Annotated in this window: 16 protein-coding genes and 2 tRNA genes; 13 read left to right on the top strand and 5 right to left on the bottom strand. The window is 63.8% G+C overall.

The window, feature by feature from the left end; translation table 11 throughout:
• Nucleotides 1-60: 60 nt before the first annotated feature.
• The 4 genes from SAC06_RS09635 to SAC06_RS09620 all read right to left on the bottom strand — a co-directional run bounded on the left by SAC06_RS09635 (nucleotide 61) and on the right by SAC06_RS09620 (nucleotide 2,742).
• The gene (locus SAC06_RS09635; RefSeq protein WP_350258083.1) at nucleotides 61-519 is read right to left on the bottom strand and encodes a hypothetical protein; all 459 of its coding nucleotides are present in this window, start codon (nucleotides 517-519) and stop codon (nucleotides 61-63) included.
• A gap of 712 nt (nucleotides 520-1,231) precedes the next feature.
• Nucleotides 1,232-1,765, bottom strand: coding sequence for a GyrI-like domain-containing protein (locus SAC06_RS09630; RefSeq protein ID WP_350258082.1), 534 nt, complete (start codon nucleotides 1,763-1,765; stop codon nucleotides 1,232-1,234).
• Nucleotides 1,766-1,929: 164 nt separating this feature from the next.
• A tRNA-Ser gene (locus SAC06_RS09625) sits at nucleotides 1,930-2,018 on the bottom strand.
• Between the two features lie 103 nt (nucleotides 2,019-2,121).
• Nucleotides 2,122-2,742, bottom strand: a complete 621-nt coding sequence (locus SAC06_RS09620) for a superoxide dismutase (RefSeq protein WP_350258081.1) — start codon at nucleotides 2,740-2,742, stop codon at nucleotides 2,122-2,124.
• Nucleotides 2,743-2,995: 253 nt separating this feature from the next.
• Here SAC06_RS09620 and SAC06_RS09615 point away from each other — a divergent pair, with 253 nt between their 5' ends.
• The 11 genes from SAC06_RS09615 (at nucleotide 2,996) to SAC06_RS09565 (ending at nucleotide 16,337) form a co-directional block, all read left to right on the top strand.
• Entirely contained in the window at nucleotides 2,996-4,681 is a 1,686-nt protein-coding gene (locus tag SAC06_RS09615) for a glycoside hydrolase family 13 protein (RefSeq protein ID WP_350258080.1), read from the top strand.
• A complete protein-coding gene (locus tag SAC06_RS09610; RefSeq protein ID WP_350258079.1) occupies nucleotides 4,678-6,159 on the top strand; it encodes a methyltransferase in 1,482 nt (493 codons plus the stop codon). Before SAC06_RS09615 ends, SAC06_RS09610 begins: the two co-directional genes overlap by 4 nt.
• 110 nt (nucleotides 6,160-6,269) lie before the next feature.
• A complete protein-coding gene (topA, locus tag SAC06_RS09605) occupies nucleotides 6,270-8,903 on the top strand; it encodes a type I DNA topoisomerase (RefSeq protein ID WP_350258078.1) in 2,634 nt (877 codons plus the stop codon).
• A gap of 4 nt (nucleotides 8,904-8,907) precedes the next feature.
• Nucleotides 8,908-9,573: a dTMP kinase gene (gene tmk, locus SAC06_RS09600; protein WP_350258077.1), complete on the top strand. Its 666-nt coding sequence runs from the start codon at nucleotides 8,908-8,910 to the stop codon at nucleotides 9,571-9,573.
• On the top strand, nucleotides 9,570-10,748 hold the full coding sequence (locus SAC06_RS09595; protein WP_350258076.1) for a DNA polymerase III subunit delta': 1,179 nt from the start codon (nucleotides 9,570-9,572) through the stop codon (nucleotides 10,746-10,748). The genes tmk and SAC06_RS09595 overlap by 4 nt, the downstream gene beginning before the upstream one ends.
• Nucleotides 10,749-10,756: 8 nt before the next feature.
• A complete protein-coding gene (locus tag SAC06_RS09590) occupies nucleotides 10,757-12,334 on the top strand; it encodes an alpha/beta hydrolase (protein ID WP_350258075.1) in 1,578 nt (525 codons plus the stop codon).
• 57 nt (nucleotides 12,335-12,391) lie between these two features.
• Nucleotides 12,392-12,464 (top strand) — tRNA-Thr (locus SAC06_RS09585).
• Between the two features lie 632 nt (nucleotides 12,465-13,096).
• A complete protein-coding gene (locus SAC06_RS09580; RefSeq protein ID WP_350258074.1) occupies nucleotides 13,097-13,516 on the top strand; it encodes a hypothetical protein in 420 nt (139 codons plus the stop codon).
• 15 nt (nucleotides 13,517-13,531) lie between these two features.
• The gene (locus SAC06_RS09575) at nucleotides 13,532-14,614 is read left to right on the top strand and encodes a hypothetical protein (RefSeq protein ID WP_350258073.1); all 1,083 of its coding nucleotides are present in this window, start codon (nucleotides 13,532-13,534) and stop codon (nucleotides 14,612-14,614) included.
• Nucleotides 14,605-15,279 (top strand): ABC transporter ATP-binding protein, encoded by a 675-nt coding sequence (locus tag SAC06_RS09570; protein ID WP_350258072.1) that lies wholly within the window; start codon nucleotides 14,605-14,607, stop codon nucleotides 15,277-15,279. The genes SAC06_RS09575 and SAC06_RS09570 overlap by 10 nt, the downstream gene beginning before the upstream one ends.
• The gene (locus SAC06_RS09565) at nucleotides 15,276-16,337 is read left to right on the top strand and encodes an FtsX-like permease family protein (RefSeq protein ID WP_350258071.1); all 1,062 of its coding nucleotides are present in this window, start codon (nucleotides 15,276-15,278) and stop codon (nucleotides 16,335-16,337) included. The genes SAC06_RS09570 and SAC06_RS09565 overlap by 4 nt, the downstream gene beginning before the upstream one ends.
• Nucleotides 16,338-16,545: 208 nt before the next feature.
• Here SAC06_RS09565 and nagE read toward each other — a convergent pair whose 3' ends face one another.
• Complete coding sequence (nagE, locus tag SAC06_RS09560) at nucleotides 16,546-18,471, bottom strand: N-acetylglucosamine-specific PTS transporter subunit IIBC (protein ID WP_350258070.1); 1,926 nt, start codon at nucleotides 18,469-18,471, stop codon at nucleotides 16,546-16,548.
• Nucleotides 18,472-18,987: 516 nt separating this feature from the next.
• On the opposite strand from nagE, the gene SAC06_RS09555 reads away from it, so the two are divergent.
• Both SAC06_RS09555 and SAC06_RS09550 read left to right on the top strand, forming a co-directional pair.
• The gene (locus SAC06_RS09555) at nucleotides 18,988-19,881 is read left to right on the top strand and encodes an ABC transporter ATP-binding protein (RefSeq protein ID WP_350258069.1); all 894 of its coding nucleotides are present in this window, start codon (nucleotides 18,988-18,990) and stop codon (nucleotides 19,879-19,881) included.
• Nucleotides 19,878-20,654, top strand: a complete 777-nt coding sequence (locus tag SAC06_RS09550) for an ABC transporter permease (RefSeq protein WP_350258068.1) — start codon at nucleotides 19,878-19,880, stop codon at nucleotides 20,652-20,654. The genes SAC06_RS09555 and SAC06_RS09550 overlap by 4 nt, the downstream gene beginning before the upstream one ends.
• Nucleotides 20,655-20,676: the final 22 nt, after the last annotated feature.

The following is a 20,676-nucleotide window of genomic DNA, read 5'->3' as shown; positions in this document are numbered from 1 at the left end:
ACGGAGCTTCGGGCTGACCATACCGACAAATGTGGGTACTTTGACGCTCTGACCTGCGCTTTAAGCCTCTGAGGTGGGCTCGAGGTTCACGTCTGAGTAGGCCGTCGTGAACTGCTCAATTAGCTCCAGGAACTTGTGGGCGGCTTCCGGTCCCATCTTTTCGAGGGCGCGGTCGTAGGGTCGCACCACGCGCTCGGTGCTCATCTTGAACCGGCGGCGTCCCTCCTCGGTGGGGATCAGCAACTGGGCCGCGCGGTTCGGGTCGTTGATCCGGGCCAGGTTACCCGCGCGGATCGAAGCGTTCACCTGTCGGTTGACAGTGGACTGTTCCAGGTGAAGTTCCTCGGAGATTTCCCGCAGAGTGCGGGGTTGGCCGTCGGACAGCAACCACATGAGGCGCAGGGCAGCCGCACCGAGGGGTGCGTCCTGGGCGGCCATGTGTCGCTGCCAGTCGAAACGGATCATGTGTTCCGTCAGCTTGGTCCCCAGCGAGGGGGTGGGGGTTTCTTCCGGGCTCATCTACTTTCCTCCATCGGTCTGCATCGTGATCGTATCGTAGGTAGCACAATCCCGCTCACGTATGACTCATACACAACATTATCGGGTTTGGCCAAGCATTGAAACAGTTGGACCAAAGTGTAACAAGTGGCTCACTCCGAGACGTCAGGTTGGTGCATGGAACCTCCGGGTCAGAAATAGTGCAGACCCCGTCGCGGTGAACGCCAGTCATACCGTTCCAACTCCAGGCGCCGGAATGGTTGCACCGGTCCGGTTCCAAGCCCTTCCAGGTTAGCTGCATCCAGCGCGCTTCGCCGAGTGAGCCCGGGCGGGACTCGAATCGTGGCTGAATGTCACCGAAAAAAGTGGGCAATTATCCGCGCGTCTGCACTTATGCTGATCGACTCGGTTGCGCCCGTGAAGGGGCACATTCAGTGTTCTGGAGGCGGGAAGTGGAGGGTTCAAACAGACTCTTCAGGGGACTAACACGGAAGCTTCGTCCAGGTCAGGGACTCGACGCTCGCCGAGGTGAGCGTTTTCCTCTCCAGCACATTGCGGGCGGGACCGACCCGTCGAAGGGTCGGCTGACCGGCTTTATCGACGAAATAAACAGTCGTCTTCAACCCGGTTGTTTTGTCGCCCGGTCATCCCGTCAGAATGGAGCCCAAACCGGCCGGGAGCTGTGGCCCGACCGGCCCGAGCGGTGCCAAAGTCCGACTTGGAGTCGCGGGGGCTAGGCCTCCACCGGCTGGCGCAACACGGTCCGCAGGCGCTCGGGTGCCGTGCGCCGAAAGTCGCTCAGGTAGATCTCGTGGTGAATGCCGGTCGGCCGCAGGCCGTGCGCCGGCAGGTACTCCTGGTGCAGGCGGCGCAGCACCTCTCCCTCTGCTGAGAACGGGCCCACGTGCAGAATCTGCACGCAACTGCCCTCGTCCAACTCATCCACCCGGAGCTCTTCCCGGCGCGGGCCGTCCGTGGCGCCGGCGGCCGCCATCGCCTCGTCCTCGCTAATCCACTCGGGCACCAGGTGCAGCAGCGACCACTGCCACTGGGACCGGTCATCAGTCTGGGCAAAGACGCCGGGATCCTCCGCCCACCAGAGGCCCTCCAGCGGGGGAATGACGTAGTCGCGCCCGGCCTGCTTGCTGGCAAACTTCAGCTGATACGAAACGGGGTAGAGCGTCTCCAGGCTGGCCTGGAACAGCGGCGATGTGTTCGGGTCGCCGTGTCCGTCGAGTCGCAGGTACCGCATTGGGGGGACGGTCACTAGGCGAAATTTGCCTCGGCTAGCCCGGTAGCTATCCAGGTCCCGTTTGAAGTCGATTTTCCCCGCCATTGGATTCGGTTCCCTCCGGGTAGGGGAAAGGCCCGATTGGCTCGGGTAAAGAACCGATCGGGCCTTTCGACCTTTCCGCGATCTGTCGCGGTTTCTGGCGGTAGCGGTGGGATTTGAACCCACGGTGGCTATTAACCACACAGCATTTCGAGTGCTGCACCTTCGGCCGCTCGGACACGCTACCAACGCTGATATGTTACACGTCCGCCCAGCTACCCCCAAAGTGAGAACTGACTCAGGCGGGGGTAACTGGGCGGGCGCGCGGAAGGTTAATGACTGCGGGTGCTCTAGACGAGGAGCGACCCGAAGCCCTCCTTGGCGCGCTGGTAGCGCTCTGCAACGTCGTCCCAGTTGACGACGTTCCACCAAGCTTCAACGTACTTCGCCTTGACGTTCTTGTAGTCCAGGTAGAAGGCGTGCTCCCACATGTCCAGCATCAGGAGGGGCACGGTGCCAACCGGAACGTTGCCCTGCTGATCGTAGAGCTGGAACGTGACCAATCCCCCACTGATGGTGTCGTAGGCGAGGACCCCCCAGCCCGAGCCCTGCAGGCCCAGGGCGGCAGCGCCGAACTGCTTCTTGAAGGCGTCGAGCGAACCGAAGCTGGCGTCGATTGCCTCCTTCAGGGCGCCTTCCGGTCCCGGCTTGGCGTTGGGGGTCATGTTCTTCCAGAACACGGAGTGGTTGGAGTGGCCGCCCAGGTGGAAGGCCAGGTTCTTCTCGTGCAGGTTAATGGCGGCCTGATCGCCCGCTTCACGAGCGGCGGCCAGGGCGGCGAGGGCAGCGTTGGCTCCGTCGACGTAGGCCTGGTGGTGCTTCGAGTGGTGCAGCTCCATGATCTCAGCGGAGATGTAGGGCTCGAGCGCATCGTAGGAATAGGGCAGCTCAGGCAGGACATACACTGGCATATCGTCTCCTCAACAGTTCTCGGGGTAGTGATTTTCGTCCCCGTTTGGTTACGTAATCCAATCTATCGCTCTTTAGTCCCGGGTGCGAGGCCAATCCGGGTGGTATGCTGCTCAGTTTAGCTTTGGTCGGACCGGGAAACCGCGGCTGGCCGCGCGTTGACCGGCGGTTTGGCTCTGGGCGGACACGTGCCAGTTCCCGTGTCGGAGGGGGCCACTAGAATAGCCGCTATCGACACGAGCAGGAGGGGACACGATGGAAACATCCGCAGCGCTGCACCCGGTGGAAGGTCCAAACTCAGCGGCAGACTGGTGGCAAGGCGGCGTCTTTTACCAGGTGTACCCCCGCTCTTTTGCAGATTCGAACCGGGACGGGATTGGGGACTTGCACGGGGTTCTGGGTCGCCTCGACTACCTGCAGCAGTTGGGGGTGGACGCCCTCTGGCTCTCGCCTTTCTATCCCAGTCCGCAGCATGACACCGGTTACGACGTGTCGGACTACTTCGGGGTCAACCCCGAGTACGGCACGATTGAGGACTTTGTTCAGGTGGTGGACGCGGCCCACGACCGGGGCCTGCGGATTCTGATTGACCTGGTGCCCAACCACAGTTCCAGCGAGCACCCCCTGTTCCAGGCGGCCCTGGCTTCCGGGGTGGGCTCCCCGGAACGGGACCGGTATTTCTTCCGCTACGGCGGGGACAACCCTCCCAACAACTGGGGGTCACAGTTCGGCGGTCCCGCCTGGAGCCAGGTGCAGCCGCTGAGTGGAAAAGAGGAGGACCGCGGCTGGTGGTACCTGCACCTGTTTGACGCCAGCCAGCCGGATCTGAACTGGGACAACCCGGATGTGCGGCACCTGTTTGACGAGGTGCTCAGGTTCTGGCTGGACCTGGGAGCCGACGGCTTCCGGGTCGATGTCGCCCACGGCCTGGTGAAGAAGCCGGGCCTGCCCGATGACCAGATCGGGCTAAACCGACTTGAGATCGCCCCCGAAGAGTTGGGGCGCCTCTACGACCAAGCCCCCTACTTCGATCAGGACGATGTTCACAACATCTACCGGCGTTGGCGCCGAATCCTGGACGACTACGGCCCGGACCGGATCATGATTGGCGAGGTCGGGGTTCAGGACCCGAACCGGAAGGCGCTCTACATCCGACCCGGTGAGATGAACCAGGCGTTCTCTTTCCGGGTGATGCACATCGGCTGGGATGCCCCGCGCCTGCGTGAGGCACTCCAAACCGCCAATGGCTTGGAGCTGAAGTTTGGCGGGATCAACACCTGGGTTCTGTCCAACCACGACGTCGTTCGCCACGCCACCCGGTTGTGCTACCCGCGGGGCTCCATTTTCGAAGGCGGCCTGGGGCCCAGCGATCCGCGTCCCGACCGGGAGATGGGTTTGCGTCGGGGCCTGGCCTACACCGTCTTCCTGCTGGGGGTGCCCGGCTCGTGCTACCTCTATAACGGGGAAGAGCTGGGCCTGCCCGAAGTGCTGGAGATTCCGGATCAGGCCCGCACCGACCCCACCTGGGAGCGGACCGGCCACCGATCCTACGGGCGTGACGGGGCGCGGGTGCCGCTGCCGTGGACCGCGGACCCGGTGGCTGACTGGGGTCCAAACCCGTGGCTGCCGATCCCGGACGGGTGGGGTGAGCTCTCTGCTGAGCGGCAGGAGGGCGACCCGAACTCGGTTCTGAATCAGTACCGCCATTTCCTGCAGGTTCGGCGCCAGTACGGCCTGGGCCAGGGAGAGTGGGAAGTGCTGGACGTCGATCCCGACCTGGTGGTGGTGCGGGCCGGGCACTACCTGAGCGTGCTGAACCTCGGAATTGGGGAGCGGAAACTGCCCTTCACCGGGCAGGTGATTCTCGCGACCGAGCCGCCGCGCCAGGAAGACGGCCATTACTGGTTGGCCCCCAACTCGGCCGCCTGGGTGCAGCTGTGAACCCGGACCTGGTGGCCCGACTCCGGGCGGACCTGGCCGGAGCCGACTGGACGGTCGACACGGTGGATCAACTGCTCGGTCCGGTTGCGGGAGCGGCCCTGGCCCGGGAACAGCGGGTTCCCGCCCTGGTTCGCCTTCGCTCGGTTCACACGCCCCCGGCTCAGCTGACCAAAGCTTTCATTCTGGGGGAGCGGGTCGACCTGACCGAGGCTCTTCCCACCCTGGGTTTGGCCGGGGCGCAGGAACTGGGCCTGATTGACCAGGACGGTTCCCCGCTGATGGATCTGCGGCCGCACGCTGCCGAGCTTCCCGGTGGGAACTACCACTGGTGGATCGCCTCGGACCGGTGCGAGATGCAGACCGGCCGGCCGCTGCAACCAAATCACGTGCTCGGCATCGGTCCGGCGACCCTGTCCCTGCTGCGCATGACCGTGCGCGAACCGGTGGAGGTGGCCCTGGACCTGGGCACCGGCTGCGGGATTCAGGCTCTCTATCTGGCCACCCACGCCCACCGGGTGGTGGCCACCGAAATTTCCGCCCGCGCCTGCGCCTACACCCGGTTTAACGCCGCCCTCAACCAGGTGCAGTTGGATGTCCGCCAGGGCTCCCTGTTCGAGCCGGTGGCGGGCGAAAAGTTCGACCTGATCACCTCTAATCCCCCGTTTGTGATCACCCCGCCAAGCCTGCGGACCGAAGGGTTGCTGGAGTACCGGGATGGTGGGATGGATCGGGACGACCTGGTAGCTCAGGTCATCTCCACCGGTCCGAACCTGCTGCGCCCCGGAGGGGTGATGCAGATGCTGGCCAACTGGGAGGTGCCGCACCGGGGGTCCTGGGAGGATCCGATTCGAACCTGGTTGACCCGATCCGGGGTTGGGCTGGATGCCTGGGTGGTGCTCCGGGACCGGCTGGATGCCGCCCAGTATTCCGAACTTTGGCTGCGCGACGCCGGGGGGAACCTGCAGGGTCGCCAGCGGTGGGAGGCCGACTACGAGCAGTGGATCGCCGACTTTGCCCAGGCCGGGGTGGACGAGGTGGCCATGGGTTTCCTCGCGCTGCGTCGCCGAAGCCGGGACGGGGTGGAGCTGGCGGCCGAACTGGTGGAAGAGGGCACCTTCCCCGACGGGAAGACGGTGCTCGCCGCCCTGGACCACGTTCAGCTGGCCCCAAACTGGGAGGATCTGGCGCCCGTTCGCGCCGAAGATGTCCGGGAAGAGCGCCACTACCAACCGGGCGAGGCTGATCCCCAGGTGATCCGCCTGACCCAGGGGGCCGGGATGGGCCGGGCGATCCGGGTCGGCTCGGCTATGGCCGCGCTGGCGGGAGCCGCCGACGGAGAGTTGACCGCCGGCCAGATCGTCAGTGCGGTCGCGATGCTGACGGATCGGGAGCGGGATCAGGTGGCGGCAGAAGTGGCCCTGGAACTGCCAGCTTTGCTACGCGCGGGCATGATGGCCTGGGCGGGGAGCGAACAGTGACTCCATCCACAAATGCGCTAAGTTTATTGAGATTGCTGACTTAGGGTATATCGTCAGCCGTAGGAACCCCAGACGGGGCAACTGAAATTAGCTAGAAGGATTGAAGCTCGGTGCCAGGAACGAAACTCGTAATCGTCGAATCCCCGGCCAAGGCCCAGACCATTAAAGGGTATCTGGGTGATGGATATGTGGTGGAGGCGTCCGTCGGGCACGTCCGGGACCTCCCCACCCCGTCCGCGCTGCCGCCCTCCATGAAAAAGGGGCCGTACTCCAAGTTCGCCGTCAATGTCGACGACGGGTTCAAGGCCTACTATCAGGTGAATCCAGACAAGAAGAAAAAGGTCGCCGAACTGCGGAAGGCGCTGAAGGAAGCCGACGAACTCTACCTCGCCACCGATGAGGACCGCGAGGGGGAGGCGATTGCCTGGCACCTGCTGGAAGTGTTGAAACCCAAAGTTCCGGTAAAGCGGATGGTGTTCCACGAAATCACCAAAGAAGCGATTCAACGGGCCTTGGAAAACACCCGCGAGATTGATCGGTCGCTGGTTGATGCGCAGGAGACCCGCCGGATCCTGGACCGACTCTACGGGTACGAAGTGTCCCCGGTCCTGTGGCGGAAGGTGGCCCCCTCGCTGTCGGCGGGTCGGGTCCAGTCCGTGGCCACCCGCCTGGTGGTGGACCGCGAAATTGAGCGGATGCGCCACGTCAGCGCGTCCTACTGGAGCGTGGACACCGAGGTTCAGACCGCTGAAGGTTCGTTTGGGGCCAAGGTGATCAGCGTCGGTGGGCGCCCGGTTGCGACCGGTTCTGACTTTGCTGAGAACGGCCAGTTGAAAGAGAAGGCCCAGCAGGCCGACGCGGTGGCGCTCGACGAGCAGCGGGCCGAGGCGTTGGCCCAGGCGCTGGCGGGGGCCGAGGCGGCCATCCTCTCGGTCACCCAGAAGCCGTACCGGCGCCGGCCGGCAGCCCCGTTCACCACCTCCACCCTGCAGCAGGAGGCGTCCCGGAAACTGAAGTGGAATGCGTCCACCACCATGCGGGTGGCGCAGAGCCTCTACGAGTCCGGGCACATCACCTACATGCGAACCGACTCGACCGCCCTGTCCGGCCAGGCGCTGAAGGCCGCGCGGGAGCAGGTCACGAAGCAGTTCGGCCCGGAGTTGCTGCCGGACGAGCCCCGCTTCTACGGCAAGGTGGCGAAGGGAGCCCAGGAGGCTCACGAGGCGATCCGTCCCTCCGGTGAGCAGTTCCGGCACCCCCAGTCGCTGGGGAAGGACGTCTCCGCTCAGCAGTTGGCCCTCTACGACCTGATCTGGAAGCGGACGCTGGCCTCCCAGATGATTGACGCGCAGGGGTACACGGCCACGATCAAGGTCAGCGCGGATGCGGCCGGGGAAGAGGTCATTTCCTCCGCCTCGGGCACGGTGATCACCCAGCCCGGTTTCCGCCTCCTCTACCAGGAGAGCCGGGATCAGGGCCGCTACGACAAGGAAAAGGGCGGCGAACGCGAACTGCCCGCCGTGGCCGAAGGTGAATCAGTCAGCGTGGCCAGTGCCACCGCCGACGGGCACCAGACGCAGCCTCCGGGCCGGTACACGGAAGCCACCCTGGTCAAGATCATGGAGGACCTGGGGATCGGCCGCCCCTCCACCTACGCTGCCACCATTCAGACCATTTCCGACCGCGGCTACGTCACCCACCGGGGCCAGTACCTGGTGCCGACCTGGCTCGCGTTCTCCGTCACGCGCCTGCTGGTGGAGAACCTGGCCGACCTGGTTGACTACGACTTCACCGCCGAGATGGAGCAGGGCCTGGACCGGATCGCCGCGGGTGAGGAGCAGGGCCCCAACTGGCTCAAGGGCTTCTACTTCGGCAATCAGAGCGCCAAGTCTGAGGACTTTGCCGCGCGCGGTCTTCGCGACACGGTGGAAAACCTGGGTGACATTGACGCCCGGGCCGTCAACTCGATCGAGGTGGCCGAGGGGATTACCCTGCGGATCGGCCGGTACGGGCCCTACCTGGAGACGGCCGACGGGAAGCGGGCCTCGGTTCCGCCCGAAATCGCCCCCGATGAGATGAACGAGCAGGTGGCTCACGAGCTGCTGGAAGAAGCGGCAGCGGATGGGCGCGAACTGGGGGAAGACCCCGACAGCGGCCACCTGATCATTGCCAAGACCGGCCGCTACGGCCCCTACGTGACCGAGGTGTTGCCCGAGGACGACAAGGGCAAGCCCAGGACGGCCAGCCTGTTCAAGTCGATGGACCTGAAGACCGTCACCTTGGAAGAGGCCCTCAAGCTGCTTTCCCTGCCGCGCGAAGTGGGGGTGGACCCCGCCGACGGCGAGATGATTACCGCTCAAAACGGTCGCTACGGCCCGTACTTGAAGAAGGGGAGTGACTCGCGCACCCTGGCCTCGGAGGATCAGCTGTTTGACCTGACCCTCGAGCAGGCGATCGAGATCTACTCTCAGCCCAAACAGCGGGGCCGCGGAACGGCCAAGCCCCCGCTGCGCGAGTTCGGGACCGACCCCATTTCCGGGAAGAAAGTGGTGGTCAAGGACGGCCGGTTTGGCCCGTACATCACGGATGGCACCACCAACGTCACCGTCTCGCGGGCAGAAACCGTGGAAGGGCTGACCGAGGAGCGGGCCTTCACCCTGCTGGCCGACAAGCGCGCCAAGGGGCCCGCCCCGAAGCGGAAGGCCCCCGCGAAGAAGAAGACCACCCGCACCGCGAAGAAATGAGACCATGGACCAGTTGGTAAGCCGGGCCGCTCAGCGCCTGCGGGAGCTGCCCCGCGGGATGTTTATCGCCCTCGAAGGTGGGGACGGGTCGGGCAAGACCACGCAGATCAACCTGCTGCGCCAACGGTTGGAGGCGCACGGAGCCAACGTGCTGACCACGTTCGAGCCCGGAGCCACCCCCCTTGGCCACCAGCTGCGCGAACTGGTCATGCACGGTCCGGAGGACGTGGACCCGCGGACCGAAGCGCTGCTCTACGCGGCTGATCGGGCCTACCACGTGGCCACCATGATCCGCCCGGCCTTGGCCGCAGGCACCACCGTCATCACCGACCGATACCTGGATTCCTCCGTCGCCTACCAGGGGATTGGGCGGGGTCTGGGCGAGCGGGCGATCCGCGACCTGTCGCTGTGGGCCACCGACGGTCTGCTGCCCGACGCCGTCATTGTCCTGAACATTGATCCCGAGGTCGGACTGTCGCGCCGGGGGGAGGAAAAGGACCGGTTGGAGCGAGCGGGCGACCGGTTTCACGAGCAGGTGGCCCGTCACTATCAGGAGGCGGCCCGCCTCGAACCTGGCCGCTATCGGCTGGTGGACGCCAACGGCTCGGTGGAGGAGACCTTCACCGGGGTGGTAACCGCGCTGCTGGAAGTGCTGGGAGGGGACCGGTGAGCGTTTGGGATCGCCTGATCGGACAGGCCGGAGCGGTGGAGCAGTTGCGCGCTGCCGCGGCGGCAGGTCGGCGGGCGCTGGCCGGGGATGAGCGAGCCAAAGTGGCGCACTCCTGGCTGTTCACGGGCCCGCCCGGGTCGGGGCGGTCCGTCGCGGCCCGCTGCTTGGCCGCCGCCCTCCAGTGCACCGGAGCGGAGCCCGGTTGCGGCGAGTGCTCCGGTTGTCGGTCGGTGCTGGCCGGCTCGCACCCGGACGTGAACGAGCTGACCACCGAGGCGATGACCTACAAGGTGGAGGAGGTTCGCGGCTGGCTGGAAGTGGCCTACTCGCGCCCGTCCCTGGGCCGCTGGCGGGTCCTCATTGTCGAAGACGCCGACCGAATGACCCCCCAAACCTCCAACGTGATCCTGAAGAGCCTGGAGGAGCCCCCCGCGCAGACCCTCTGGTTGCTGTGCGCCCCCAGCCCCGACGACCTGCTGATCACGGTCAGGTCCCGGTGTCGCCAACTGCGGCTAACGACGCCGCCGGTCGACTCGCTGACCAAACTGCTGATGCAGGAGGCCGGGGTCAGTCAGGACCAGGCCCACCTGGCCGCCCAGATTTCCCAGAGCCACGTCGGGTACGCCCGCGCCCTGGCCCGCGACCCGCAACTGCGTCAAGCGCAGGTAGAAGCGCTGATGACCGCGCTGCGTCCACAGTCGGTGGGCGAGGCTGTAGTCGCTGCCCAGCAACTGCTGGACCTGGCCAAAAAGAACAGCGTCAACCGCCTCGAAGAGCGCAACGCCGAGGAGCTGGCCACCTTCAAACAGAACCTGGGCCTGCAGCCCGGTGAGCGAGTTCCCCGGCCCGTCCAAGCGCAGATCCGCCAGTTGGAGGAGGACCAGAAGCGCCGAGCGAAGCGGTCCCTGGCCGATGAACTGGATCGGATTCTGGTCGATCTGCTCGGATTCTTCCGAGATGTTACGGTGGTCCAGTTAGGATCCCCGGTGCCGCCGATCAACCCTGACCTGATGGATCAGGTGTCCTGGTGGGCTGAGCGAGTTGACGCTCGCGGAGTGGTTGACAGAACGGAAGCGATCAACCTGGCTCGGGAGAGACTGCAGACCAATGTGGCCACCACCTTGATGCTGGAAGCTCTGCTCATCAGTCTGGTACGGCCCGACCTCGCCAACTAGGAGGCCCAGTGCGCAAACGCACCGCAATCACGGTCGGAACAGTCCTCGCCCTCGCGCTCAGTGCGTGCACTCCGGTCCAGCAGGTGCAAAGCGACTCGGCCAGCCTGGCCGGGGAAGCCCTGGTCGAGCAGGCCCCCGCCGGGTTTGAACAGTACTACGGCCAGGAAATTGACTTTCAACCGTGCGACGCCGACCAGGTGACACTCCCGCGGATGTCCCCGCCGAAAGCCCTGAACCGGTACCGGTGCGCCACGGTCACCGCCCCGATGAACTGGGATGATCCGGATTCCGCCCCGATCGAGTTGGCGATGGCCATTTACGGGACCAACGACAACCAGCCGAACCTGTTCTTCAACCTGGGCGGTCCCGGTGGGGATGCGGTCCAGTCCCTGTCCTCTTTTGTCGAGCTGATGGTGCCGGCACCCGTGGTGGACAACTACCAGATCGTGGCGGTGGACCCGCGCGGGGTGGGCGCCTCCAGTCCGGTCAGCTGCTGGGATGACGAGGGTCGGGACCAGTTCTTGGCCGACTCGGATGACCCCCGGGATTTGCCGCTGGACGAGCTGGTGGCCACCGCTCACCAGGAGACCGCCGACCTGTACGCGCAGTGCCTGGAGCGCACCGGCGAGCTGCTGAACTACGTCGATACCGACTCGGCGGCGCGAGATTTCGACATGATCCGGGCCGCCCTCGGGATCGAGCAGTTGGACTACCTGGGGTACTCCTACGGGACCCAACTGGGAGCCACCTACGCCGACCTGTTCCCCGCCCGCGTCGGCCGGTTTGTCCTCGACAGTGCGGTGGATCCGGCCCTGGGGATCAACGAGGTGGCCTCGCTCCAGGCCGGTGGGATGGAGGAGTCGCTGGCCCACTGGATTGAGGTGTGTCAGCAGGATGACGACTGCCCGGTCACCGGCGGGGTGGCTGGCGGACAGGAGCAGTTGGCCGAGTTCTTGGACTCCCTGAAAGCAGACCCGCTGCCCACCGACAGTCCGGACCGTCCCCTGACCGCGGCGCTGGGCCGGACCGGCATCATCGGCTCGCTCTACTCTCCGGAAAGCTACCCGCTGCTAAAGGTCGCCCTGCAGCTGGCCTTCCAGGGGGACGGCTCGATGTTGCTGCTGCTGGCCGACTTCTACAACGGCCGGGAGGACGACGGCAGCTACAACAACAGCCAGGATGCGTTCCTGGCCGTCAACGGGCTGGATTACGCCCCGGAGGGCACGCCCGAAGAGTGGCAGGCTGAGGCCGAGCGTCTGGCGGAGGATTACCCGGTGCTGGGCAGCAGCTTCGGCTACGCGTCGGCCGGGATGGATGCGTGGACAGCTACCCCGCGGGTTCGGTCCGGCCCCGTTCGGGCGGAGGGAAGCGCGCCGATCCTGGTGATTGGCACCACCCACGACCCCGCCACCCCCTACGTGATGGCGGAGGGCCTGGTGGAACAGTTGGCTAATGCGGTCCTGCTCACCTACGACGGCTGGGGCCACGGTGCCTACCAGCAGGGTGGGTCCGAATGCGTGTTGACCGCAGTCAACCAGTACCTGCTGCAGGGGCAGCTACCCCCTGAGGGGACCGTCTGCCAGTAAGTTTGCTCGGTGGGGGATCAACCGGCTAAAGTAAGGCCGTTGCCCTCTTTGGGCACTGCCACCTTAGCTCAGTCGGCAGAGCGATTCACTCGTAATGAATAGGTCGCGGGTTCAATTCCCGCAGGTGGCTCTCAGTATGTCCCGGCTGGGCAAAAGGTTACCTCCGGGTCGCCGGGACCGCAGCGGGAACCGAGCAGCGTGATGAAGGACCAAGGCTGTTTTGCTTCCCGGGTTTATCGACGACTGTCCGACACCTCCGAGTCTACTGGCACGACCCGCGACGATCCCGGAGAGACAGCTTCAAAATCCTCCTCGCAAAGCTGCCCCCATCAGCCCATTCGTGGATTGTTTCGGTGCTTGTCCAAAAAGCCCTTGCGGGAGCTTTGATCTGGGCAAGACTTGAGGCTAGTGTGGAATGTGTCTCATATCGCCCTGAGCGACGCTGCGACGGGTCTTTTGAGACAACCAAAGTCGGCCAAGGACTTTACTCAGATAACGCTGAAGACTCGGATTATCTGGGCAAGAGGCGCGGCACGATGGCTCGAATCAGGATAAGAATAACGTCATTCGCGGTTGTTGGACCATCTGCTAGCGGGGCCATCCGCGGCCGACATACTGGGCCGGAGGCTGATTGGTCTAGTGCTAAAGGGGGACAGCATGGACCGGAAGAGGGGTCACCATATTGTAGTCGCGGCACTGATGGGGGTGGGCGCACTCCTGCTTAGTTCGTGCGGGTCTGACGGGCCCAACGCTGGGAAGACCGTGACGAAAGCAGAGTATTGGGCCGGAATTCAAGCCACCGTGCAGTGTATTCAAGAGAAAGGGTTTGACACCGGTGAACCGGTTGAATATGCAGGCGGCCTGTACGCGATACCTCTGAATTCTTCCGCTGACGCGGATGAAGCAACCGAGGATGCAATGATGCGAGCTCATGATTCGTGTTTCCGCAAGCACGCGGCGAGTCTGGAGAATCGCTACATTGAGAGCATGGCTCTCTCTGGCGAAGAGTGGGAGGCGGACTACCGAGACATGATTGATTGCCTGGAAGCAGCCGGTGTGTCGGGAATTAAGGTGGGCGACCTTGAAGGGGTTGTCGGAGAGGCAGTCTATGGCAATGACGAGGCTCAAGACTGTTTACAGGCTCACCTGTTCAAGTTGTTCCGCGGCGTCAATGCCGAGTAGTACCGGGAGAACTTGATGCACGCAAAGGCTGGGGCGTCAGGTGGGCGCGGCGGATTGTGGTATTTGCTTGGCACTCTTGGGTTAGGGATTGCGGCGGTGGTCACTGCGTGGTTGCTTTCTTTTGATGTTCCACGCTCGTTGAGTGACTTGGATCCTGCGCCGGTTCCAGTGACGGTCCCGGTGGTGGAAGCCGAAGCGAGGTTTTCGGTAGATGCCACGCTCGCAGTGAAGTTCACGCCCGTTAGCGACCTGATTGCCCCAAGTCAGACCGGGACCGTCACGTCGATCGAGATGGCTCCGGGGACGGAGCTTTCGAATGGGTCCCGCTTATATTCTGTTGATGACCGGCAGGTCGTGGCCTACGTGGATGACGGGGTGTTTTTCCGGGAGCTGAGCAAGGGGGACAAAGGTGACGATGTCGCCCTCATGCAAACAGTTTTGAACTCGCTTTTGCCCGAGTGGGCGGTGTGGGTTGATGGAGACTTCGGGGATGGCACCGAACTCTTGGTCAAGAAATGGGAGAGTCAGCAAGGGGTCGCCCAACCCACAGGCACGTTCTCTCCGGCCTGGTTTGTCCGCCTACCGGCACCCTCTTACACCGTTGATCAGGTCAAGATCCGAGCTGGTCAGCCGGTGCCCGCTGCCGGGGAACCGCTGGCAACGGGGCTGTCGCTGCCAACTGCGGCTACAGTCACCCCTGCCAATGATGAGGGCGCCCCGGTCGGTGACTACGTTTTCACTTTTGAAGGGAAGACCGTGGCCCTTTCTCTCACGGAGGACGGCTGGGTAGTTGCGGATCTTGACCAGGCTGCCCACACAACGTCTCGCCCCACCGAAGGCGATACCGCAACGGTTGAAGGCAACCTTCGTTTGGCTGAACCAGAAAGCGGCATGTCTGTCCCGGCTGCAGCCCTAATCAGTGACGGTGTGAACACGTGTGTTGCAGTCCAACGAAACACAAATGAGTTCACTAAAGCTCCTGTTTCTGTTCTGGACGGGCTTGTCGACGGGTCTGTGGTGATAGATGGAGACATTGCGATCGGCGACATCGTGCTACTCAACCCCGGTGAGATCCTGGATTCCGCCCAATGTCTCTGACCCTGTCCCACGTCACGTTCCGCTATCCCGGGATGAGCACGGATGTGCTCCACGACGTGAGCCTAACGGTTGAACCGGGAGAACGCGTGGCCTTGATGGGTCCCTCCGGACGCGGCAAGTCCACACTGCTATCAGTGGCAGGCCTTCTCTTGAAACCACAAGCTGGCACCGTGACCATAGATGAGCGCCCGCGCACTGTGTCCGATGCGTCTTCGCTGCTCGGCCACACCATTTCCTGGGTCTTGCAGACCGTTAGTCTTCTTCCCCGGCGCAGCGTCCTGGACAATGCTGCTCTCCCCCTCCTAGCCAAAGGAGTGACCCGTCGCGCTGCTCACGACACCGCAAGTGTAAAACTGGCCGAGGTGGGATTGGCGGGCTATGAGGCGAGGCAGGCGCGAACTCTGTCAGGCGGCGAGGCTCAGCGCGTTGGGGTAGCCCGCGCGCTTGTCACCAACCCGTCTATCCTCTTGGCGGATGAACCCACCGCCAACCTGGACCAGAGAACTGCACAGATTGTGGGGGAAGCGCTCTTCCAGTCCGCGCGGGGTACCAGCCTTCTGGTCACCACCCACGATGAAGACATTGCCCAACTTGCAGACCGGATAGTCTACCTTGGCGACAGGGTCCATTCGGACCCGATTACTCCTCGCCGGAGGCAGTCATGACGTGGCGGCCAAAAGAACTTTTCACTGAAGCGCTGCGCAACCTGGGGCCCACCCACCTTGGGGTCGGGCTCGTCCTCACCTTCCTTCTTACCGTCTTTGGCCTGCTGACCTTCGACCAAGCCCGCACCGCCCTGGAGCAAGAATGGAGCCGACAGGATCTAGGTGGGCTGGTGTGGTCGGCCGCAGCCACTCCCGAAGCGCCCCTTGACGGTACCACCTGCGAATCCCTCAATCGGTATGGAGGAGTCGCGGCGGCCGGGGGAACTACGCTCGCTTCGCCTCCCTCTGTGAGAACACTGCCGCAGACCCCATCAATACCCACCAAAGGTATTACTCCCAACGCCCTGAAGGTCTGGGCAACCACCTCCTCCACCACCGGAGTTATCCTCGGTGTCGACCTTGAGCAACTTGGCGTTCTCGGTGTTGGCTCCAGAATCCAGGATAGCAACGGGAACGAAGCGACAGTTCAAACCCGAACCGCGCCCACAGTTCGTCCCGACCAGTTCACCTCCCACCTCCTCGTCATCAGTCAACCGAATCAGCCCCTCCTCGACTGCTGGATCAGAATGGAACCCGGAGCAGTTCAACACGGCGAGGAAATCCTCAAATACGCATTCGGCTCGGTTCCCGGCGCACAGATCAAGCCCTACCTGAGCTCCAGTTCGGGATCCGCAACTCCAGGCCAGCAGTGGCACTCTTTTGCCGACAAAGTTCCCTGGATTCCAGCCGCAGCGCTTCTGGCCCTAGTCCTGGCATTCGGCGTGTGGAGCCGGCGCACTGAACTGGCGATCTACCAGGCCTTCGGTTCCGCCCGATCCATTGTCGCTGCACTGATTTCAATCGAAACAGTCCTGATCGTGGTCCCCGCGCTTGCTGCTGCAGTCTTGCTTACTGTTACTCTCGCGGCTGTCACCGTGCACAGCCCTCTCGGCGCCGATACCGTTAGCCTGATTTGGAGAACCCTTACCTCAACCGCACTGCTCGGATTTGCCTTGGGAACGCCCCTAGCCGTGCTCGCCACCACGGGACGAGTCACCGACCAACTCAAAGACCGTTAGCCGGGGCATTGCCCGGAGCCAAGGCCCCAGTTGGGACCGATGGTTGAGTGACGGGTGAGGGATCGAACCGTCGGGCCGGTCGGAGGTCTTGTCCGGCAGCCTGTCCCCACTGCCGGGCGGGCGAACCTCGCCCCCAAGCCGGCTTCAACTCGGGACTTAACAAAAAGATGGGCCAGCTCCGAAGAACTGGCCCATCCTCCTAGTTGAACTAGACGAAGACGATCTCAGCCGCCTTGTTGTTCATGACGATCACCGGGGTGACGGTCGGGTGTCCGGCAGCGCGGATCTTGGCCGCGTCGAACCGGAGCAGCGGGGTGCCCGCCAGGACGTGCTCGCCCTTGGTCACCAGGGTTTCGAACCCGTCGCCGCCCATGTCGACCGTGTCGAGGCCCACGTGGATCAGCAGCTCGGTGCCGTCATCCAGCTTCAGCGCCACCGCGTGACCGGTCTTGAACACCATCGCGACCGTCGCGTCGGCCGGGGCCACCACGGTGTCGCCGGTGGGCTCAATCGCCACGCCCGGGCCCATCACTTTGCCGGCAAAGGTCGGGTCCGGAACCGTCTCCAGCGCCACGACTTCACCCGCAACCGGCTGGCGCAGCTTTACCTGCACGGCGGCCGGAGCCTCGACCAGCACGTCGCCCGCCGGGGTGGCGGCCGGGGCGCTGGTGGGGGCAGTTGCCTCGCCGGACATCAGCCGTTCCATGGCGTCCTTGACGAACTGAGCGTTCAGCCCGTAGATCACCTGGAAGGACTTGCCGCCGGGCTTCATGGTGCCGGCTGCACCCGCGCGACGCAGGGCCGCCTCGTCCACCCGGGACACGTCGGCCAGCTCCAGGCGGAGCCGGGTGGCGCAGTTGTCCAGGTCGGTGATGTTGGCCTTGCCACCGAGAGCATCGATGAAGGCGGCACCGGTGCGCAGGTAGCCTTCGTCCTTCGAACCGCTCTGGGCGACGGCGTCCTCGGAAACCTCCAGGTCGTCATCTTCGCGACCGGGGGTCTTCAGCTTGAACTTGAGGATGACCCAGCGGAAGACCAGGAAGTAGACCACGAACCAGAAGATGCCCATCAGCAGGATGATCCACGGGTTCTGTGCCATCGGGTTGGTCCAGTTCAGGAACAGGTCAATGAACCCGCCGGAGAAGCCGAAGCCCATCCGGACCGGCAGGATTGCGCTGACCGCCAGGGAGATACCCATGAAGATTGCGTGGATCAGGTACAGGACGGGAGCCACGAACATGAACGCGAACTCGAGGGGCTCGGTCACGCCGACCAGGAAGGCCGAAACCGCGCCGGAGAGCATCAGGCCGTAGACAACCTTCTTCTTCTTCGAATCGGCGGTCACGTACATGGCCAGAGCCGCGCCCGGCAGACCGAACATCATCACGGGGAAGAAGCCGGTCATGAACTGACCGGTGACGCCGTAGGTGCCGGTGCCGGCCAGGAAGTTGTTCAGGTCGTTGATGCCGGCCACGTCGAACCAGAACACGGAGTTCAGGGCGTGGTGCAGACCGAACGGAATCAGCAGCCGGTTGAAGAAGCCGTAGAGGCCAGCCCCGAAGAAGCCGAGGTTGACGATCCATTCGCCGAAGGCCACCAGGCCCGCGTACACGACCGGCCAGATGAAGAACAGGAGGATGGCCAGGATAATCGCGAAGAATGCCGCGACAATGGCCACCGAGCGGCGCCCGGAGAAGAACGCCAGAGCGTCGGGAAGCTTCGTGTCCTTGAACTTGTTATATGAGTAGGCACCAATTAGACCGCAGAGGATACCCACAAATACGTTTTGGATTTGACCAAAAGCCGCGGGGACCATTTCCACATCGTCGAGTCCCTTGAAGATCGCGACCGTGGTCGGGTTCAGCAGGGTGGTGACAACCAGCCACGAGACCAGGCCTGCTAGGGCTGAGGTACCGTCGGATTTGGTGGCCATGCCGATTGAGATACCAACCGCGAACAGCAGGGCCATGTTGTTGAGGAGCGCGCCGCCTGCGGCGCCAAGGAAGGCTGAGACGATGTTCTCTCCGCCGGTCGCAGTATTGATCCAGTAGGAGATCCCCATCAGGATCGCGGCTACGGGCAGAACTGAGACGGGGAGCATCATCGACTTGCCGAGTCGCTGAAGAAACTTCATTGCTTCGTCTTTCTGTGTGGAAGGGCAAAAATGGTTCTGGGACCATGTCCAAAAACGCTCCTTTAGAATACACCAGCCCTATTTGCTCCCTAGAGAGGAAAAAGACCGACCCGACGGTCGGAAAAAATGTCCGAACAAAGATTGTGAAGGTCCGGTTCGAGTGCCGGGTGAGTGTTCGAGCGGGACCAGCGGGGGAGTTAATTGGCCCTTAGCCATAGGTTAATGTCATAACAAGTCGACGAACATGGGTGACGGTTGGTGAGTGATGCGGGTATGCTCGATCATTAGTAATCGCACAGTCGTTTTGCCTTGACCGGTTGAAATGTTTCAATGAAGCCGTTGACCTGGGCGAACGTCCTGTGGGCTCATTGGGTGACTGTGATGAATCTCACTCTACCCGCGAATATGTTTGGGGCCTGACTTGAGAGCCATAAAGTCCGGTATCTTGACATTTGTGAGCGTTTCTACCCGCGGCGACGACACTCCCCGCGGCCCGACCTGCAAGGAGGGAACGCGTTGCCGACCTATCCGATCGTGATTGAACACCTGACTAAACGCTTCGGGTCCGTCAGAGCCCTGGAAGACGTCTCCTTTACCGTCACTCCCGGGCGAGTGACCGGCTTTCTGGGTCCAAACGGGGCCGGCAAGACCACGACCCTGCGCATTTTGCTCGGCCTGGACCAGGCCGACAGCGGTCAGGCCCTGGTGGGCGAGCGACCCTACCGCGACTACCCCTCCTCCGCGCTGGTGGTGGGGGCCTCGCTGGAAGCGGACTCTTTCCACCCCGGTCGATCTGGGCGCAATCACCTGCGCGTCTACGGAGCGGCTATGGGGGCCGACCCGGAGCGGATTGACGAGGTCCTGTCCATGGTGGGACTGACCGGAGCGGCCGGGCGAAAAGTGGGGGGCTACTCGCTGGGAATGCGCCAGCGCCTCGGGTTGGCCACCGCCCTGCTGGCCGACCCGCCGGTCCTGGTCCTGGATGAGCCCGCGAACGGGCTGGACCCGGAGGGCATTCGATGGATGAGGGAGTTGCTGCAGTATCTGGCTGGGCAGGGCCGAACCGTCCTGATCAGCTCACACCTGCTGGGGGAAGTCCAGCAGATCGCCCAGGACATCGTCATCATCAACCGAGGGCAGGTGGTGGCCGCCGGGGACCTGCGTGAGATCGAGGCTGGCCGCTCCACCTCGGTCCTGGTCAACTCGGTCGACAATGCGGCCCTGGCCCGGGCCCTGCACGCGGCCCAGCTCAGTGCCAGCCGGGCCGGGAACCAACTGGCCGTGACCGGGGCGACCCCCGAGGCGGTGGGCGCGATTGCCCTGCAAGCCGGGGTGGCGCTCACCCACCTGTCCCAATCGCAAGACGACCTGGAAGCCATGTTCCTGGAGCTGACCGGAGGTGCCCGATGACACGCTTTGCGCAGGCCTTGCGGGCCGAGTGGCTCAAGATTTTCACCACCAAGACCTGGTGGATCCTCACGCTGATCATGGTGGTGTACCTCGGTTTCACCGCCCTGCTGCTCGGCGCGACCCTGTCGACGGTCGAGGCCGACCCGATCATGGTCTACACCACTGCCTCGACCATCGGCTTCATTTTCCCGCTGCTGCTGGGAACGCTGGCGGTGACCGGGGAGTTTCGCCACCACACGATCATCCCCACCTTCCTGACCGTCCCCAAGCGCGGGTTGGTCTTGGCTGCCAAACTGCTGGTCCACTTCGTCCTGGGAGCGGCCATGGGCGTGATTGCCTTCGCCACCACCATCGGAGCCGGTGCGTTCTTCTTTTCCGGTCAAACCGGCCTGGATCAGGCGGAAACGTGGCAGATTATCGGGCGGTGCCTGCTGGTGATGGCGCTGTGGGCCGCGGTTGGGGTCGGGGTGGGCTCGCTGGTGCCAAACCAGGCGGCCGCGCTGGTGGTCGTGATCGGCTTTACCCAGTTCCTCGAACCGACCCTTCGCCTGGTCGCCGCCGTGCAGGAAAACCTGGCCCCGATCGGCAAGTTCCTGCCCGGTGCCGCCTCGGATGCCCTCGGAGGTGCCTCGTTCTACTCGTCGTTTTCATCCATGACGGGCAGCGGCGCTGCGACCGGCCTGCTCTGGTGGCAGGCGGGTCTGGTATTCCTGGGCTACGGAGCCTTGGCGGTCGGCCTGGGCTACTGGCTGAGGTGGCGTCGCGGCGTCTGAACTCTTGACGCACCCCGGGGGC

The organism is Scrofimicrobium sp. R131 (assembly GCF_040256745.1).
GTDB lineage: Bacteria > Actinomycetota > Actinomycetes > Actinomycetales > Actinomycetaceae > Scrofimicrobium > Scrofimicrobium appendicitidis.
Note: the sequence above shows the minus strand (reverse complement) of the source record. Positions and strands in the feature narration are given on the sequence as shown.

Bases quoted from the DNA above. Each gene is read 5' to 3' on its own strand.
- SAC06_RS09635 (WP_350258083.1), bottom strand. From the start codon at position 519: ATGAGCCCGGAAGAAACCCCCACCCCCTCGCTGGGGACCAAGCTGACG.
- SAC06_RS09620 (WP_350258081.1), bottom strand. From the start codon at position 2,742: ATGCCAGTGTATGTCCTGCCTGAGCTGCCCTATTCCTACGATGCGCTC.
- SAC06_RS09615 (WP_350258080.1), top strand. From the start codon at position 2,996: ATGGAAACATCCGCAGCGCTGCACCCGGTGGAAGGTCCAAACTCAGCG.
- tmk (WP_350258077.1), top strand. From the start codon at position 8,908: ATGGACCAGTTGGTAAGCCGGGCCGCTCAGCGCCTGCGGGAGCTGCCC.
- SAC06_RS09575 (WP_350258073.1), top strand. From the start codon at position 13,532: ATGCACGCAAAGGCTGGGGCGTCAGGTGGGCGCGGCGGATTGTGGTAT.
- SAC06_RS09570 (WP_350258072.1), top strand. From the start codon at position 14,605: ATGTCTCTGACCCTGTCCCACGTCACGTTCCGCTATCCCGGGATGAGC.
- SAC06_RS09565 (WP_350258071.1), top strand. From the start codon at position 15,276: ATGACGTGGCGGCCAAAAGAACTTTTCACTGAAGCGCTGCGCAACCTG.
- nagE (WP_350258070.1), bottom strand. From the start codon at position 18,471: ATGAAGTTTCTTCAGCGACTCGGCAAGTCGATGATGCTCCCCGTCTCA.
- SAC06_RS09550 (WP_350258068.1), top strand. From the start codon at position 19,878: ATGACACGCTTTGCGCAGGCCTTGCGGGCCGAGTGGCTCAAGATTTTC.